Source organism: Brevibacillus panacihumi (assembly GCF_003710985.1).
Taxonomy (GTDB): Bacteria; Bacillota; Bacilli; order Brevibacillales; family Brevibacillaceae; genus Brevibacillus; species Brevibacillus panacihumi.
Map to the genome: position 1 here is coordinate 51,342 of NZ_RHHT01000064.1, position 13,005 is coordinate 64,346.

Annotated in this window: 14 protein-coding genes; 4 read left to right on the forward strand and 10 right to left on the reverse strand. The window is 49.0% G+C overall.

Annotated elements, in window-relative coordinates; genetic code table 11:
- Nucleotides 1-14 precede the first annotated feature (14 nt).
- The 5 genes from EDM58_RS22400 to hpf form a co-directional block, all read right to left on the reverse strand.
- Entirely contained in the window at nucleotides 15-284 is a 270-nt protein-coding gene (locus tag EDM58_RS22400; RefSeq protein ID WP_122915305.1) for a YciI family protein, read from the reverse strand.
- Between the two features lie 214 nt (nucleotides 285-498).
- A protein-coding gene (prfB, locus tag EDM58_RS22405) for a peptide chain release factor 2 (RefSeq protein ID WP_122915306.1) occupies nucleotides 499-1,612 on the reverse strand; the annotation gives its coding sequence in 2 pieces (ribosomal slippage) (nucleotides 499-1,530 and nucleotides 1,532-1,612; 1,113 coding nt in all).
- 102 nt (nucleotides 1,613-1,714) lie between these two features.
- A complete protein-coding gene (locus EDM58_RS22410; RefSeq protein ID WP_122915307.1) occupies nucleotides 1,715-2,179 on the reverse strand; it encodes a hypothetical protein in 465 nt (154 codons plus the stop codon).
- A gap of 250 nt (nucleotides 2,180-2,429) precedes the next feature.
- Nucleotides 2,430-4,958 carry a preprotein translocase subunit SecA gene (secA, locus tag EDM58_RS22415; protein WP_122915308.1) on the reverse strand — a complete coding sequence of 843 codons (2,529 nt, stop codon included), beginning with the start codon at nucleotides 4,956-4,958 and terminating at the stop codon, nucleotides 2,430-2,432.
- Between the two features lie 192 nt (nucleotides 4,959-5,150).
- The gene (gene hpf, locus EDM58_RS22420; protein WP_023555329.1) at nucleotides 5,151-5,702 is read right to left on the reverse strand and encodes a ribosome hibernation-promoting factor, HPF/YfiA family; all 552 of its coding nucleotides are present in this window, start codon (nucleotides 5,700-5,702) and stop codon (nucleotides 5,151-5,153) included.
- 206 nt (nucleotides 5,703-5,908) lie between these two features.
- Here hpf and EDM58_RS22425 point away from each other — a divergent pair, with 206 nt between their 5' ends.
- Nucleotides 5,909-6,967, forward strand: coding sequence for an HD-GYP domain-containing protein (locus EDM58_RS22425; protein WP_122915309.1), 1,059 nt, complete (start codon nucleotides 5,909-5,911; stop codon nucleotides 6,965-6,967).
- A gap of 50 nt (nucleotides 6,968-7,017) precedes the next feature.
- Here the strand turns inward: EDM58_RS22425 and cspD are convergent, their stop codons facing one another.
- From cspD to EDM58_RS22450, 5 genes are all read right to left on the reverse strand, one after another.
- Nucleotides 7,018-7,215, reverse strand: a complete 198-nt coding sequence (gene cspD, locus EDM58_RS22430; protein WP_023555326.1) for a cold-shock protein CspD — start codon at nucleotides 7,213-7,215, stop codon at nucleotides 7,018-7,020.
- Nucleotides 7,216-7,322: 107 nt separating this feature from the next.
- A complete protein-coding gene (locus EDM58_RS22435) occupies nucleotides 7,323-7,997 on the reverse strand; it encodes an amino acid ABC transporter permease (protein WP_031306328.1) in 675 nt (224 codons plus the stop codon).
- Nucleotides 7,998-8,096: 99 nt separating this feature from the next.
- Nucleotides 8,097-8,894, reverse strand: coding sequence for a basic amino acid ABC transporter substrate-binding protein (locus EDM58_RS22440; protein WP_023555323.1), 798 nt, complete (start codon nucleotides 8,892-8,894; stop codon nucleotides 8,097-8,099).
- A 266-nt stretch (nucleotides 8,895-9,160) separates the two neighbouring features.
- Entirely contained in the window at nucleotides 9,161-9,961 is an 801-nt protein-coding gene (locus EDM58_RS22445; protein WP_122915310.1) for an OmpA/MotB family protein, read from the reverse strand.
- Nucleotides 9,954-10,763: a motility protein A gene (locus EDM58_RS22450; RefSeq protein ID WP_023555321.1), complete on the reverse strand. Its 810-nt coding sequence runs from the start codon at nucleotides 10,761-10,763 to the stop codon at nucleotides 9,954-9,956. Before EDM58_RS22450 ends, EDM58_RS22445 begins: the two co-directional genes overlap by 8 nt.
- A 125-nt stretch (nucleotides 10,764-10,888) precedes the next feature.
- Between EDM58_RS22450 and EDM58_RS22455 the strand changes: the two genes are divergently transcribed.
- The 3 genes from EDM58_RS22455 to EDM58_RS22465 all read left to right on the forward strand — a co-directional run bounded on the left by EDM58_RS22455 (nucleotide 10,889) and on the right by EDM58_RS22465 (nucleotide 12,999).
- Nucleotides 10,889-11,095 (forward strand): polyribonucleotide nucleotidyltransferase, encoded by a 207-nt coding sequence (locus EDM58_RS22455; RefSeq protein WP_122915311.1) that lies wholly within the window; start codon nucleotides 10,889-10,891, stop codon nucleotides 11,093-11,095.
- A 214-nt stretch (nucleotides 11,096-11,309) separates the two neighbouring features.
- Nucleotides 11,310-12,362: a hypothetical protein gene (locus EDM58_RS22460; protein WP_122915312.1), complete on the forward strand. Its 1,053-nt coding sequence runs from the start codon at nucleotides 11,310-11,312 to the stop codon at nucleotides 12,360-12,362.
- A 34-nt stretch (nucleotides 12,363-12,396) separates the two neighbouring features.
- Nucleotides 12,397-12,999 carry a hypothetical protein gene (locus EDM58_RS22465; RefSeq protein WP_122915313.1) on the forward strand — a complete coding sequence of 201 codons (603 nt, stop codon included), beginning with the start codon at nucleotides 12,397-12,399 and terminating at the stop codon, nucleotides 12,997-12,999.
- Nucleotides 13,000-13,005 lie beyond the last annotated feature (6 nt).

Genomic DNA, 13,005 nt, shown 5'->3' on the forward strand with positions numbered 1-13,005 from the left:
CCTGAAAATGACGTTTACTTCAGCGGCAGCTCCAATGGATTCCACTCACGCAATTCCAGCGTTCTGGCTCCTTCCACCACGACCGGGTCTGCTTCTGCCAAAAGACGAGCCTCTTCCATGCTGTCGGCTTTGTAAATGACCAACCCGCCCTGCTTGTCCGTGAACGGTCCCGCCATGAAGACCTTTCCCTTTTGGTACAAATCATTGATGTACTCCAGATGTGCTGGTCTGATCTGTGTATTTTTTTCCTGATCGATAATCGGTAAAAATGCAACGTACAACATGTCCCTACTCTCCTTTTTATACAGAATGTTTGTCTGCCATTATACCATGTGAAAATCAGAAAAACGCGCAAAAATGATGGTGGTCTACAAGCTGTAGTGCCGGGGAGGAAAAAGCTGAAAAACAGGGAGACCCTAAAGGATCCCCCAAACTTAAACTCAGTCAAAATAAAAACGGCAGTGCTCACCTCACTGCCGTCAACTTCACTCGATTTCGTTATCGATTGATTTGGGAACGCAAATACGCATCGATGAATACGTCGATCTCGCCATCCATGACAGCTTGCACGTTTCCAACCTCCACGTTGGTTCGATGGTCCTTGACCATGCTGTACGGATGAAAGACATAGGAGCGAATCTGGCTGCCCCAGGCGATATCTTTTTGCTCACCCTGGATGGAGGCCAATGTTTTCTCCTGTTCTTCTCTCTGGCGTTCAAAGAGACGTGCCATCAGCATTTTCATGGCGCGTTCGCGGTTTTTGATCTGAGATCTTTCGGTCTGACAGGTGACGACGATTCCTGTCGGCAAATGCGTAATCCGGACAGCGGAGTCAGTCGTGTTGATATGCTGACCACCTGCACCGCTGGAGCGATAGGTGTCCACCTTGAGGTCTTCCGAGCGAATTTGCACCTCATTGTCGTTCTCGATCTCCGGCAATACATTGCAGGAAACAAACGACGTATGGCGACGGCCTGAAGAGTCAAATGGCGAAATGCGCACGAGACGATGAACCCCTTTTTCTGATTTGAGGTACCCGTATGCATTGTATCCCTTGATCAACAGGGTTACGCTTTTGACACCCGCTTCATCCCCTGGCAAGTAATCGAGCGTCTCTACTTTGAAGCCTTTGGCATCTCCCCAGCGCGTATACATACGCAAAAGCATGGACGCCCAATCCTGCGACTCGGTTCCACCCGCTCCAGGGTGAAGCTCCAAGATCGCATTGCTTTTGTCGTACTGGTCGCTTAGGAGCAGCTCGAGCTCAAAGCTCTCAAATGCTTTTCGCAGTCCTTGGGTGCTGTCGTACAAATCCTGGATGAGAGAGCTGTCCCCCTCTTCGATCACCAGCTCCAGCATCAACTGCAGGTCTTCGTATTGTCCATCCAGCTTGCCCATCGTCTCCGTCAGGCTCTTGACGGCGTTCAGCTCGCTGATGGTTTTCTGCGCGGCATCGTTGTCATCCCAAAAGTCAGGAGCAAGCATCCGCTCCTCCAACTCACCGATCCGCTCTTCTTTTGCAGGAAGGTCAAAGAGACCCCCTGATATCTGCTAAACGTTTAGCCATACTAGACATCTCTTGTTTGATGTCCGCAATATCGATTAATGCCATGTTGCGAATCACCTTCTCTTCTCTAAGCTATCCTTTTATTGTATCGCAAATTGCCAGATGCGCAAACCTGACAACTTGCCCTCATAAGAGAAGTTGCGATCTTCAAGCAAGCATGGCTCTCTCGGCTCGCTTCCGTGGAGGGGAGAGTGAGGAGTTCACGTCACGCTGCTTGTTTCTCCTCTCGCCTGTTTCTTGCGGAAAGAGTACCACTGCCGAGGATTGTCTTATGCGTGCTTCCTTCGCTCTTATTTTTTGCCGATTCAGTTGTTTTTCTTCTATACGTCCATGATCACGGAATCCTGATTCGCGGTTTCCCGGATCAAACCATCCCTTGAAATACAGGATCTGCCCGTTATTCTTCCATGGGGTCGGAGGAATCTCCGCCAAACGCTCTTCTTGAAAGACGGGACCCTGTGCGGTAAAGAGGCAGGGAATCTTTTCCGTCTCCTCGATCATCTGAACCTGTCTGTTTTCTTTCCCTCCACGCATGACTGCCTTCAAGGTAGCCCCGATGCGCTGCAGCGTTTCCTCTGCTTGTATGCCTAGCACGTTGACTGTCGTATTCATATTCATGACCCCCGTCCCCGTGAATTTGAAAAAGTGTTGTACTTACGATTCTATGGATTTCCCTGGCAAATACCAGCAGATTCGTTCGATCCCTTTTTCCAGTGTTAGACAAATCGACGCGATCGGCACAACGAGGAAGAAAGACTGGGGACGAATGCTGTCTACCTGATAGGAAACAACAAGAAAAAAACCTTCCCCGACCAACTTGGCCGCATGGGAAGGTTTCGTTATATAGCAATTCGATTGGAATTTATTGGTTTTTCTTGTTTTGACGACGGCGCTCTTGCTCCTGCTGGCGGCGCTGGGCACGGTTCTGTCCCTTCGGATCGGCATCGCCAGAGGTGGAGCTGGTTGGACGACTGTCTGGTCCAGAGGTTTGCAGCTGGGACGGGTCCATGCCCTGCCCGCGGATGACATCCTCACGCTCCAGGTTTTGGCTTACTTCGGCCTTCATGATGTACATCGCCACTTCTTCTTCGACGGCAGCCACCATGGATTGGAACATCTCGTAGCCTTCAAACTGGTATTCGCGCAGCGGATCGTTTTGACCGTATGCACGCAGGTGAATCCCTTGACGCAGTTGGTCCATCGCGTCGATATGATCCATCCACTTGCTGTCTACTGCACGCAAGATGACGACCTTCTCGAACTCGCGAATCATCTCGCCGATCTCGGCTTCACGCTGCTCGTACTGCTTCAGCACTTCGGCTTTCAGCAGTTCGGTGATCTCTTCGGCTTCTTTGCCCTTGAGCATCTGCGCCGTGATGACCTCGTCATGCAGGAAGGTACTGTTGGCAGCGTCTGCCAGAGCTTGCAGATCCCAATCCTCCGGCACCTCTTCTTTCGGACAATGCGCAGCCACATTTCTTTCCAACACGCTGTACAGCATGCCGAGAGCCACGTCTTTCAGATCTTCTTTTTCCAAAATGTCGCGGCGTTGCTTGTAAATCACGGTACGCTGCTGGTTCATGACGTCATCGTATTGAAGAACGACTTTACGGGCATCGAAGTTGGAGCCCTCCACCCGTTTTTGTGCGGATTCTACCGCGCGTGTAACCAGACGGCTTTCGATCGGCATGTCCTCTTCCATGCCCATGCGATCCATCATTGCCATGATGTTGTCTGCACCGAAGCGACGCATCAGCTCATCCTGCATCGAGAGGAAGAACTGGGATGAACCTGGGTCCCCTTGACGTCCGGCACGACCGCGCAGCTGGTTGTCAATGCGGCGGCTTTCGTGACGCTCGGTACCGATGATATGCAGACCGCCAATTTCGGCGACGCCCTCGCCAAGCTGAATATCCGTACCACGTCCGGCCATGTTGGTCGCGATCGTCACTGCACCGTATTGACCAGCGCGAGCGATAATCTCTGCTTCCCGCTCATGCTGCTTCGCGTTGAGTACGTTATGCGGAACGCCTTTTTGCTTCAACATTTGGGAAAGCCGCTCCGAGTTCTCGATCGAGATCGTCCCCACGAGAATCGGCTGGCCTTTTTTGTGGCGCTCTACGATGTCATTAACTACAGCACGGTATTTGGCTGCTTCCGTCTTGAACACCAGATCGGAGTAATCCGTACGCTGTACAGGTCGATTCGTCGGGATGACGACGACATCCAGCCCGTAGATTTTCTTGAACTCTTCTTCTTCTGTTTTGGCGGTACCAGTCATACCGGCCAGCTTTTGATACATACGGAAGTAGTTTTGCAGCGTAATCGTCGCCAGCGTCATGCTTTCGCTTTGCACGCGCAGGCCTTCCTTGGCCTCGATCGCCTGGTGCAAGCCCTCGCTGTAACGGCGTCCCACCATCAGACGTCCGGTAAATTCGTCGACGATTACCACTTCGCCGTCCTGAACGACGTAATCGACGTCACGCTTGAACAATACTTGCGCCTTCAGCGCAGCCGTAATGTGGTGATTCAGCGTCATATGCGCCGTATCGTACAAGTTCTCGATATTGAACGCTTTCTCGATCTTCGCTACCCCTTCATCGGTTAGCGAAACGATTTTCAGCTTTTCATCAATCGTAAAGTCTTTTTCCTGCTCCAGACGTTTTACAAAATGGGAGCAGATGTAATACAACTCAGTCGAACGGTTCGCCGACCCGGAAATAATCAGCGGCGTACGCGCTTCGTCGATCAGGATGCTGTCGACCTCGTCAATGATCGCATAGAACAGCGGACGCTGCACCATTTGTTCCTTGTACAGCACCATGTTGTCGCGCAGGTAGTCGAAACCGAACTCGTTGTTGGTCCCGTACGTGATATCACAAGCGTAGGCTTCGCGCTTTTCCTCCGCGCTCAGTCCATTCTTGTTCAAGCCTACTGTCATTCCTAGGAAATTGTAGAGCTGGCCCATGATCTTGGAATCGCGTTCTGCCAGATATTCGTTGACCGTGACGACATGGACGCCTTTTCCTTGCAGCGCGTTCAGATAGGTCGCCAGCGTAGCAACCAGCGTCTTCCCTTCCCCGGTTTTCATCTCGGCAATCCGGCCTTCCTGCAGGACCATACCACCGATCAACTGAACATCGAAGTGGCGCATGCCGAGAACGCGCTTGGATGCTTCGCGCACCACCGCAAACGCTTCATTGAGGATGTTGTCCAGTTTTTCGCCTTTTTCCAGACGAGCCTTGAACTCCTCTGTCTTAGCACGAAGTTGATCATCAGAGAGCGCGGAGACACTGGATTCAAGCGCGTTAATCGCTTCCACGCGCTTGAACATCTTTTTGACTTCGCGCTCATTGCTATCGCCAAAAATCTTTTTTACGAGTCCTAACATGAGGACACCCCTTCCATACGCTCCTAACAAGCTGATCATCATTGCCTGTGCAGGAGAGTTGCCCATTGAATTTCTACCGAATAAATACTCTCTCAAAAAGCTATTTTAGCAAATGAGTGCTCATATATACAAGTAAAGGGAGTTGCCAATAGCAACTCCCCTGTTATACGAATCATAGGATAAAAGGTTGCGTTATTTGGGCTCGATTAACCCGTAACGCCCATCGTTGCGACGGTAGACGACATTGACGTCGTTGGTATCACTGTTTTGGAAGACGAAGAAGTTGTGTCCCAGCATATCCATCTGCATGACTGCTTCGTGAGCGTCCATCGGCTTCAGATCGAATCGCTTGGTACGGACGATATCGATCTCGATGTCTTCCTCATCCTGACCCGCCGTCAGGACAGCTACTGGCTGGGCGTGGATCATCCTGCTGTTGCTCTCCACCCTCAGTTTTCGCATCAGCTTGGTTTTGTGCTTGCGAATCTGGCGTTCCAGCTTCTCTACCACCAGGTCGATGGCGGCGTACATATCATCATGCGTTTCCTCTGCTCGGATAATTACTCCGTTCAACGGAATCGTTACCTCGATCGTGCCTTCTCCGCGTTGAACATGCAAGGTGACTTGCACTTCTGCCGGAAATGGCTCTTCAAAATATTTGGTAAGACGGCCGACTTTCTTTTCCACATAGTCACGAAGTGCTGCAGTGATCTGAATGTTTTCTCCACGAATGTTAAATTTCATGGTTCCAACCTCCTTCCGTCTATATGTAAAGATATTCGGCGTTATTGTAAATAATCCTGCTGGAAACTTTAAATTATCTTTACAATTCCTGTGCGTTCCTCACTCTTTTTCAATTAAATTTTTCCAATACTTACTAGGCTGCTATGCTATAATAATACCTATATCCCAATAAGTCGCGGTTATCGATCGCACAGGAGGACCTCATCATGATAGAGGTGAAACCTTCCCGCTCTATCATTGGCAAAACGGTGGCAAAAGACATCTACAATGAGTATGGACTCCTGCTCTTGCCGGCGGGTGTCGTCCTACATCAAAGTGATATTCGCTTGCTTCGTTCTCACCAGATATCAGCGGTATTCGTAGCAGAATCAGACGCAGTACCGGAATTACCAATGCCCTTCCCGCTGCTGATCCAAAGTGATGCAGAGGGAGCACGCCAGTATCTCCTCGCGACGAAACGAATGGAGCTCCTGTTCGAGCAGGTAGCGAGTGGAGCGGTTCCTCCTATTCAGCATTTTCATCAAGCCTTTACTCCATTGTTGGAGCATGTTTTGCCGAATTCAAGCTTCCTTCGTTTTGTGTACAGTCAAGGCGGAACGCAAAACTACCTTGCTCGCCACTCCCTTCATGTAGGGATGCTGTCCGCTCTTATCGGCAAATTGCTGGGAAAAAATGATGAGGACGTCATGATGCTCGGGCATGCGGGCCTTTTGCACGACATCGGAAAATTGCAGGTCCCTGACGAATTGCTCGCAAAGCCGGGGAGATTGGAACCCACCGAGTATGAGGTCATCAAACAACACTCTCTGTACGGCTCCCAAATCATACGCCAGATGGACGGTGCGGAAGAAACGATCGCCTTGTGCGCCCTGATGCATCATGAACGTCTGGACGGCAGCGGCTATCCGCATCAGCTGACCAAAGAAGCCATCCCTCTGGAATGCCAGATCGTCAGCGTGGCCGACTTTTTCGATGCCATGTGCACCGATCGCGTCTATAGGTTGGGCATATCCCCTTTTGAAGCCGCCAACATCCTGTGGGAGCAGGCTTGTGCCTTGAAGCTGCAAGCTTCCATCGTGTCTTTATTTATTCATTATATCGCTCAATTGTATGTCGGGACCGAGGGCGTCCTAAACAACGGAGATACCGTTGAAATTGTCATGGTACATCAGGATGAACCGACTCGTCCACTGGTGCGACGGGGAGAAGAATTCCTCGATTTGCGCCAATACCGCTCGCTTCGCATTATGAAAATGATCGGATAACATACTAATCCCCCTGCACCTATCAACAGGCCAGGGGGATTTCATTTTGCCTACAATTTTACGACGTTGGCTGCCTGCGGACCACGATCGCCTTCCACAATGTCGAATTCGACCTCTTGTCCTTCTTCCAACGTACGGAAACCATCCGATTGGATCGCGGAGAAGTGAACGAATACGTCGTCGCCGCCTTCGCGCTCGATAAAACCAAACCCTTTTTCTGCGTTAAACCATTTCACTTTGCCTTGCATGAAAAAGCACAACCCTTTCTTATTTACCGTTTTGTAAGAAACTGGGACATTCTCCCGTGTCTGACTATATCATTCCCAATTTGGACAGTCAAATCCCCTGTTTTCCATCAACGCGTCGAATATTTTTTCTCCAATCCCCGCACGACCACACGCGAGAGGAACAGCGTCAAGACCAGATACACCGCTGCTTCCGTCAAATACGGCGGATAGCGTTCAAAGGTGCTTTTCGCGACGTTCATCGCCGCATAGTTCAGGTCAGGAGTAGCAATAACCGCTGTCAGGGAAGAGTCCTTTAAAAGAGAAATGAATTCATTTCCAAATGCAGGAAGCATGCGAGTAAACGCCTGCGGCAGAATAATCGTGCGCATCGCCATTCCTTTGGTCATCCCCAAGGAACGCGCTGCCTCCATCTGACCGGGGTCGATCGATTGGATTCCTGCCCGGAAGATCTCCGCTATATACGCCGCCGCATTGAGCGACAACGCGACAAAACCGGAATAGATCGCTTCCGGACTGTTCTCCCCAGGAAACAAAAGTCCCCAAATCGAGGGAATGATAGCAAAGTGGATCAACAAGATCTGCACAAGCATCGGCGTCCCGCGGAACAACTCCACGTAGATAGAGCAGATCCAGCGCAGGATCCGAATGCCCGACATCTTCCCAAGACTGATGAACAATCCCAGGATGGTTCCACAGACCGTAGCAACTACGGTGAGCAGAATCGTGACCATAACGCCTTTGTAAAAAAGCTCCCGGTAATCATAAATGACGCTCCAGTCCAAACGTCCCTTCCTCCTTTACGCACGCTGTCAACGTTTCGGCTGTTGCTGTCAGGCTGCGGGTGCGCCCCATTCTGACGCACCCGACCTGTTCTGTGTGCTTTATTGGTTGCCGAAGTATTGGTTGTAGATTTCCTGGAGCTTGCCGTTTTCCTTGATCTTTTTCAGACCGTCATTGATTTTGTTCAAGATCTCGGTATTGCCCTTTTTCACCATGATGCCGTAGTATTCTTTTTCAAAGGATTGGTCATCGACAAGCTTGAATTTCTTGCCCGGGTTTTTCTTCGCGTAGAACGCAATGACCCCGTTGTCTCCTACTACTGCATCGACACGGCCATTAAAGAAATCGTCGACGGAAGAAGGCATGTCGTCATAACCCTTTAATCCCGCGTACGTATCGCCAAACGCTTTTTTCACCACTTCTTCTCCCGTAGTCGCTGCTTGGACACCGATGTTCTTTCCTTCGAGGTCCGCCAGTTTCGTCACTGGGGAATCCTCGGGCACCAGGATCAACTGATTGGCCACGAAGTAGGAGTCAGAGAAATCGTACTTTTCTTTGCGCTTGTCGGTGATGGTAATCGAGGAGATCCCGATGTCTACCGTCCCTTTGTCCAACCCGTCAAAGAGCGGGTCCCATCCTGTATTGCGCCATTCGATCTTGAAGCCTCCCGCTTCCGCAACGGCATTCATCACATCGATGTCATGGCCCGTGATCTTGCCATCAGCCTCCAGTACCTGGAACGGCGGATAGGCCGCGTCCGTCCCGACCACGTACACCTTCTCACCGGATCCACCCGACGATCCGCTGCTTGGCGCCGCGCCCGATCCACAGCCCGCTGCCACCATCCCGAAACCAATCGTCAGCGCAAGAGTTGCCAGCCACTTCTTTCCAAGTTTCATGTCATAACCCCCTAGATCTGTCTGATTCATTTTTGTCCCCAACCATGTCCACAAGAAAATCACGCGTTTTTGGCATTCTCCACAGAGTTATCCACATTATCCACATGACGTTGTGCACAAGCTGGGTATAACCTTCTGCTCGCAAATGGGCAAGCAAGGCAGAAGATTCAAAAAACTACGGCAAAAAGGACTCCCGCCAGATATACTTCTATCTGATATAAGGGAATCCTGCTACTTATGTCCTGTAAATTGAGGAAATCGTCAAATTATTCTTCCTTGTCTGCTAAAATCATGATTTCTACGCGACGATTGCGAGCCCGATTCTCTTCATTGGAGTTGTCCACCAGCGGCTTGTGCTCTCCCCATCCAGCTACGGTAAATCGGGGAGCCGGCAGCTCGTGCACGTCGACCATCTCACGCATTACCGCGATGGCACGTGCCGAGGAAAGCTCCCAATTGGACTTGTAGGCACTGCGCCCGATCGGCACATCGTCCGTATATCCCTCGATGCGCACCAAATGGGGGTATTGCTGCAGGACGCCAGCTACTATCGCGACGACCTCTTTGCCCTTTTCCTGCAAATCGGCGGAGCCGCTCCGAAATAGAATCGTCTCCGGCAGGCGAATCCGCAATCCTTCCGCTGTCTCCTCGAAGTCGAGATTCAATTCGTTCAAGGCTGAGGAAAGCTGGGTCCTCACCTTCTCCATGTCCCGCTCTCCCGTCTCCTGGGAACCCAGTGGCGGCTGCGGTACAGGCGGTGCTTCTCCCTGGCTCTCCAGGGCGCCGTCCTCTGACAAGGTCTTTTTCCGTGCCTCCAGCTGATGCACTTCGCGTTGCAATTCCAGCTTTTGCAGGTTCAACAAGTCCAGGCTCTCGTGCACCTGGTGAAGATTTTCCTGCTGCTTGGCCACTTCCTTTTTCGCCTCTTCCCGCTCAGTCCGGATTGCCGTCGAGGAGGAAGCCGCGATAATCACCACAATGATGAACAGCAGCGTAATCAGGTCACTGTAGCTGAGCAGCCAGCTTTTCTCCAGCTCCTTCTCGTCGTACAGCCGATCGTCATGCATAGTGACCCTGCCTTTCAATCGTTCCCCTCATGCTGCCAGGCTCTCTGACCAAAACCAGCTTCTGGTCTTCCGGCAGAAACGAATTCAGTTTTTCAAACAGCAGACGCGGCGTCTCCATCCGTTGCAAGCCGACACAACCTTCGATGTAGAGCCTTTTTTCAAACATCTCCTGGTCATAGATATCCATCAGACGGTAATAGCACGGCAGGGCCAGCATATTGGCCAGCAAGGCACCGTACAAGGTCGCTACGACCGCTGTACTCAGGCTCAGACCTGTTTGCGACAGATCCTCCAGGCTTCCCAGAACCCCTGTCATCCCGAGCAGCGTCCCCACCAGCCCCATGCCGGGAGCAAGCAAGCTGATCAGGCGAAAAAAGCCACCGGCCTGCTGGTAGCGATACTGCTCTCCTTTTAACTCATTCTCCAGCACCAGGCGCAGCTCTTCCTCTGTCACGCCTTCGATCGCCAAGAGGCTGCCGCGTTGGACGAAGGTATCGCGCTCTTGCTGCAGCTCCTTCTCCAGTGTGAGCTGGCCTTGCTCTTTTTGCACAAGCGCGTAGTAGTAGAAACGCTTGATGGTCTCCTCGACGTTCCCCTGGCGGCCGTGGATCAAGAGTCGGATCATGCTGCGCAGCTTAACGTGCTTGCGCTTGATCGCGTAGGAGATCAGGATGGCCAGGGCGACCATTTCGAGGGCGGCGAGGTTGAGGAGGTCGGAGAGATTGCCGTTGAGGTAGACGGCGTGTATGAAGACGAGGAGGACGGTACAAATGAGGAGTATGGAGCGGCGTTTTGTTGACAAAGGTGTCACCTTCCTGCAAGAATGTTCTCTTCATTTTATCGGACATCATCTATTTGATTGTAACAGTAGAGACTTTCCAAACCGATAAAAAGAGAAGAGGTTTAAGAATAAGGAGGGGAATATCTATGAATATGAACTCTATTATGGGTGCGCAGCTCAATCAACTTCAGCATACTGTCAATCTCAGCATGCTTAAGATGATTCAAAACACTCAAGCAGCAGCAGCTACAACTATGATACAAGATTTTACACAAGCCCAGCAAAGTATACAGCAGGCTACTCAAGCTGCTCCTCATCCGTCACTCGGTAAAGTGATTGATATGAAAGTCTAAGTGTACCAGTTCTGCCGCGACCTATTGATGTCGCGCATCTGAATTTTAGCATTAGATGTCTCATTTTTCCATTCGATTTCCGAGGCGAACTCCTTTAATTTGCCGTGCGAGCAATACTCGCATTAAGAACTCTCCACCCTCTCTATGAGGAAATTCCAGATGGTGTGCTTGCTGTTGTATCAAAGAAATAAAGAGGGGATTGAGATAAATCACCATGAATAAATACGATGAAAGATATGAAATACGGCTCGCAAAACATTCGGACATTGAAAATATAATGAGTTTCCTTGATACCTATTGGCGCGAGGGGCATATAATGGCTCGCGACAGAGAACTATTTGAGTATGAGTATGTTAATGGCGACACTGTTAACTTTGTCCTTGCTATTGATAAAGGAACGCAGTTAATCGAAGGTATCTTTGGCTTTTTAAATTGTTCTCAAACTCCAGATTCAACTAAAAAAGACATATGGGGAAGTATGTGGAAGGTTGTGGACACTCACGACAATATTCCGTTTTTAGGGGTGGAGCTTGCCCGAAGAGTGTTTGCCTTGACTGGATGTCGCACGCAAATTGGCAATGGTGCAAATCCTAATACAACCATTCCATTGAGAAGGATGTTTTTTGGAGATAAAGTTGCAAGGATGCAACAATACTACTTATTGAACAATGAAATCGACGAATACAAAATCGCGATCATTCAAAATAAGGATAGTGCGGATTATGAAGTCACTGATAATGGGACATTTTTAGTTGAATTCAATTCTATCGATGATGTAAAAAGAAATTTTGATATAGACCGTGTTGAATCAATCCCGTATAAGGATTATTGGTATATAAATAAAAGATTTTTTAACCATCCGTACTATAAATATAATGTTTACGGTCTTCAAGATGCAAATCGGAAGACCGGTGCGCTTATGATGACGAGAACTATCGAGTGTAATGGCAGTAAGATAATGAGAATTGTTGACTACATAGGTGATCAACAACTTTTCGCAAGTTTAGGGAAAAACTTCGCTAGCTTATTAAAGGAACACGAATACGAATACATTGATTTTTACACACTCGGCTTCAATGAAAAACATATTTTAAGTGCTGGATTCAAGCTTCGAACGGATCATGATCCTAATGTAATCCCGAACTACTTTGAACCTTTTGTACGTAAAAATGCAGATATTTGGGCCCATTACAAATTTGATGGTACTTTATTCTTCAAAGCCGATGGTGATCAGGACAGACCGAACCAGTTAAAGAAAAATCCATAAAGAAAACGAACATCAAAGGAGCGAGCTATGGATTATGAATAACTATAATGACTTTAGATCTAAATTATTAAAAGAAGACCTTTTCCGTATTAATGTAGAGAAGTATATAGAAAAAGTAAAAAAAGTAGGCTCTATCATAATTTGGGGGAGTGCCTCGACTGGCCAATTAGTATATGACCTTCTGTTGAAATTTGGCATTAGTGAAAAAGTTACCTATTTTGCAGATAATAAAAGAGAAAAATGGGGGACAAAGCATAATCATTTGATGGTTTTATCTCCAGAGGAAGTAGTATCAAAAGTAAAGGAAGACCCTCATACGAAGATAATTATTGCAGCTCTACATTTAGCAGATATTAATAAACAATTGCTTTCACTTGGAATCGAAGAAAGCGCTATTGATTTCAGAGGTTTCGGACTTGCCAAGGATTATTGGACTTTTCAAAAGGAAACCCCTTTTTCTATTATCCATTCACACATCGATGATTATGAAAAAGTATACTCTTTGCTAGCTGATGAACGTTCAAAATCTGTCTATCTAGGTATTTTAAATTCGAAAATCTCACTGGATAACACATACCTGGCTGGCATTGCTTCCCCAGCCGAAGAGCAATATTTTGAAAAAGAGCCATTCCTGTAATGAATG

What these genes read in the sequence shown, in the direction of transcription:
- EDM58_RS22440 (WP_023555323.1), bottom strand. Translation starts at nt 8,894, where the DNA reads ATGAAACTTGGAAAGAAGTGGCTGGCAACTCTTGCGCTGACGATTGGT.
- EDM58_RS22465 (WP_122915313.1), top strand. Translation starts at nt 12,397, where the DNA reads ATGAATAACTATAATGACTTTAGATCTAAATTATTAAAAGAAGACCTT.
- secA (WP_122915308.1), bottom strand. Translation starts at nt 4,958, where the DNA reads ATGTTAGGACTCGTAAAAAAGATTTTTGGCGATAGCAATGAGCGCGAA.
- hpf (WP_023555329.1), bottom strand. Translation starts at nt 5,702, where the DNA reads ATGAAATTTAACATTCGTGGAGAAAACATTCAGATCACTGCAGCACTT.
- EDM58_RS22410 (WP_122915307.1), bottom strand. Translation starts at nt 2,179, where the DNA reads ATGAATACGACAGTCAACGTGCTAGGCATACAAGCAGAGGAAACGCTG.
- EDM58_RS22400 (WP_122915305.1), bottom strand. Translation starts at nt 284, where the DNA reads ATGTTGTACGTTGCATTTTTACCGATTATCGATCAGGAAAAAAATACA.
- EDM58_RS22425 (WP_122915309.1), top strand. Translation starts at nt 5,909, where the DNA reads ATGATAGAGGTGAAACCTTCCCGCTCTATCATTGGCAAAACGGTGGCA.
- EDM58_RS22445 (WP_122915310.1), bottom strand. Translation starts at nt 9,961, where the DNA reads ATGCATGACGATCGGCTGTACGACGAGAAGGAGCTGGAGAAAAGCTGG.
- EDM58_RS22455 (WP_122915311.1), top strand. Translation starts at nt 10,889, where the DNA reads ATGAATATGAACTCTATTATGGGTGCGCAGCTCAATCAACTTCAGCAT.
- cspD (WP_023555326.1), bottom strand. Translation starts at nt 7,215, where the DNA reads ATGCAAGGCAAAGTGAAATGGTTTAACGCAGAAAAAGGGTTTGGTTTT.
- EDM58_RS22460 (WP_122915312.1), top strand. Translation starts at nt 11,310, where the DNA reads ATGAATAAATACGATGAAAGATATGAAATACGGCTCGCAAAACATTCG.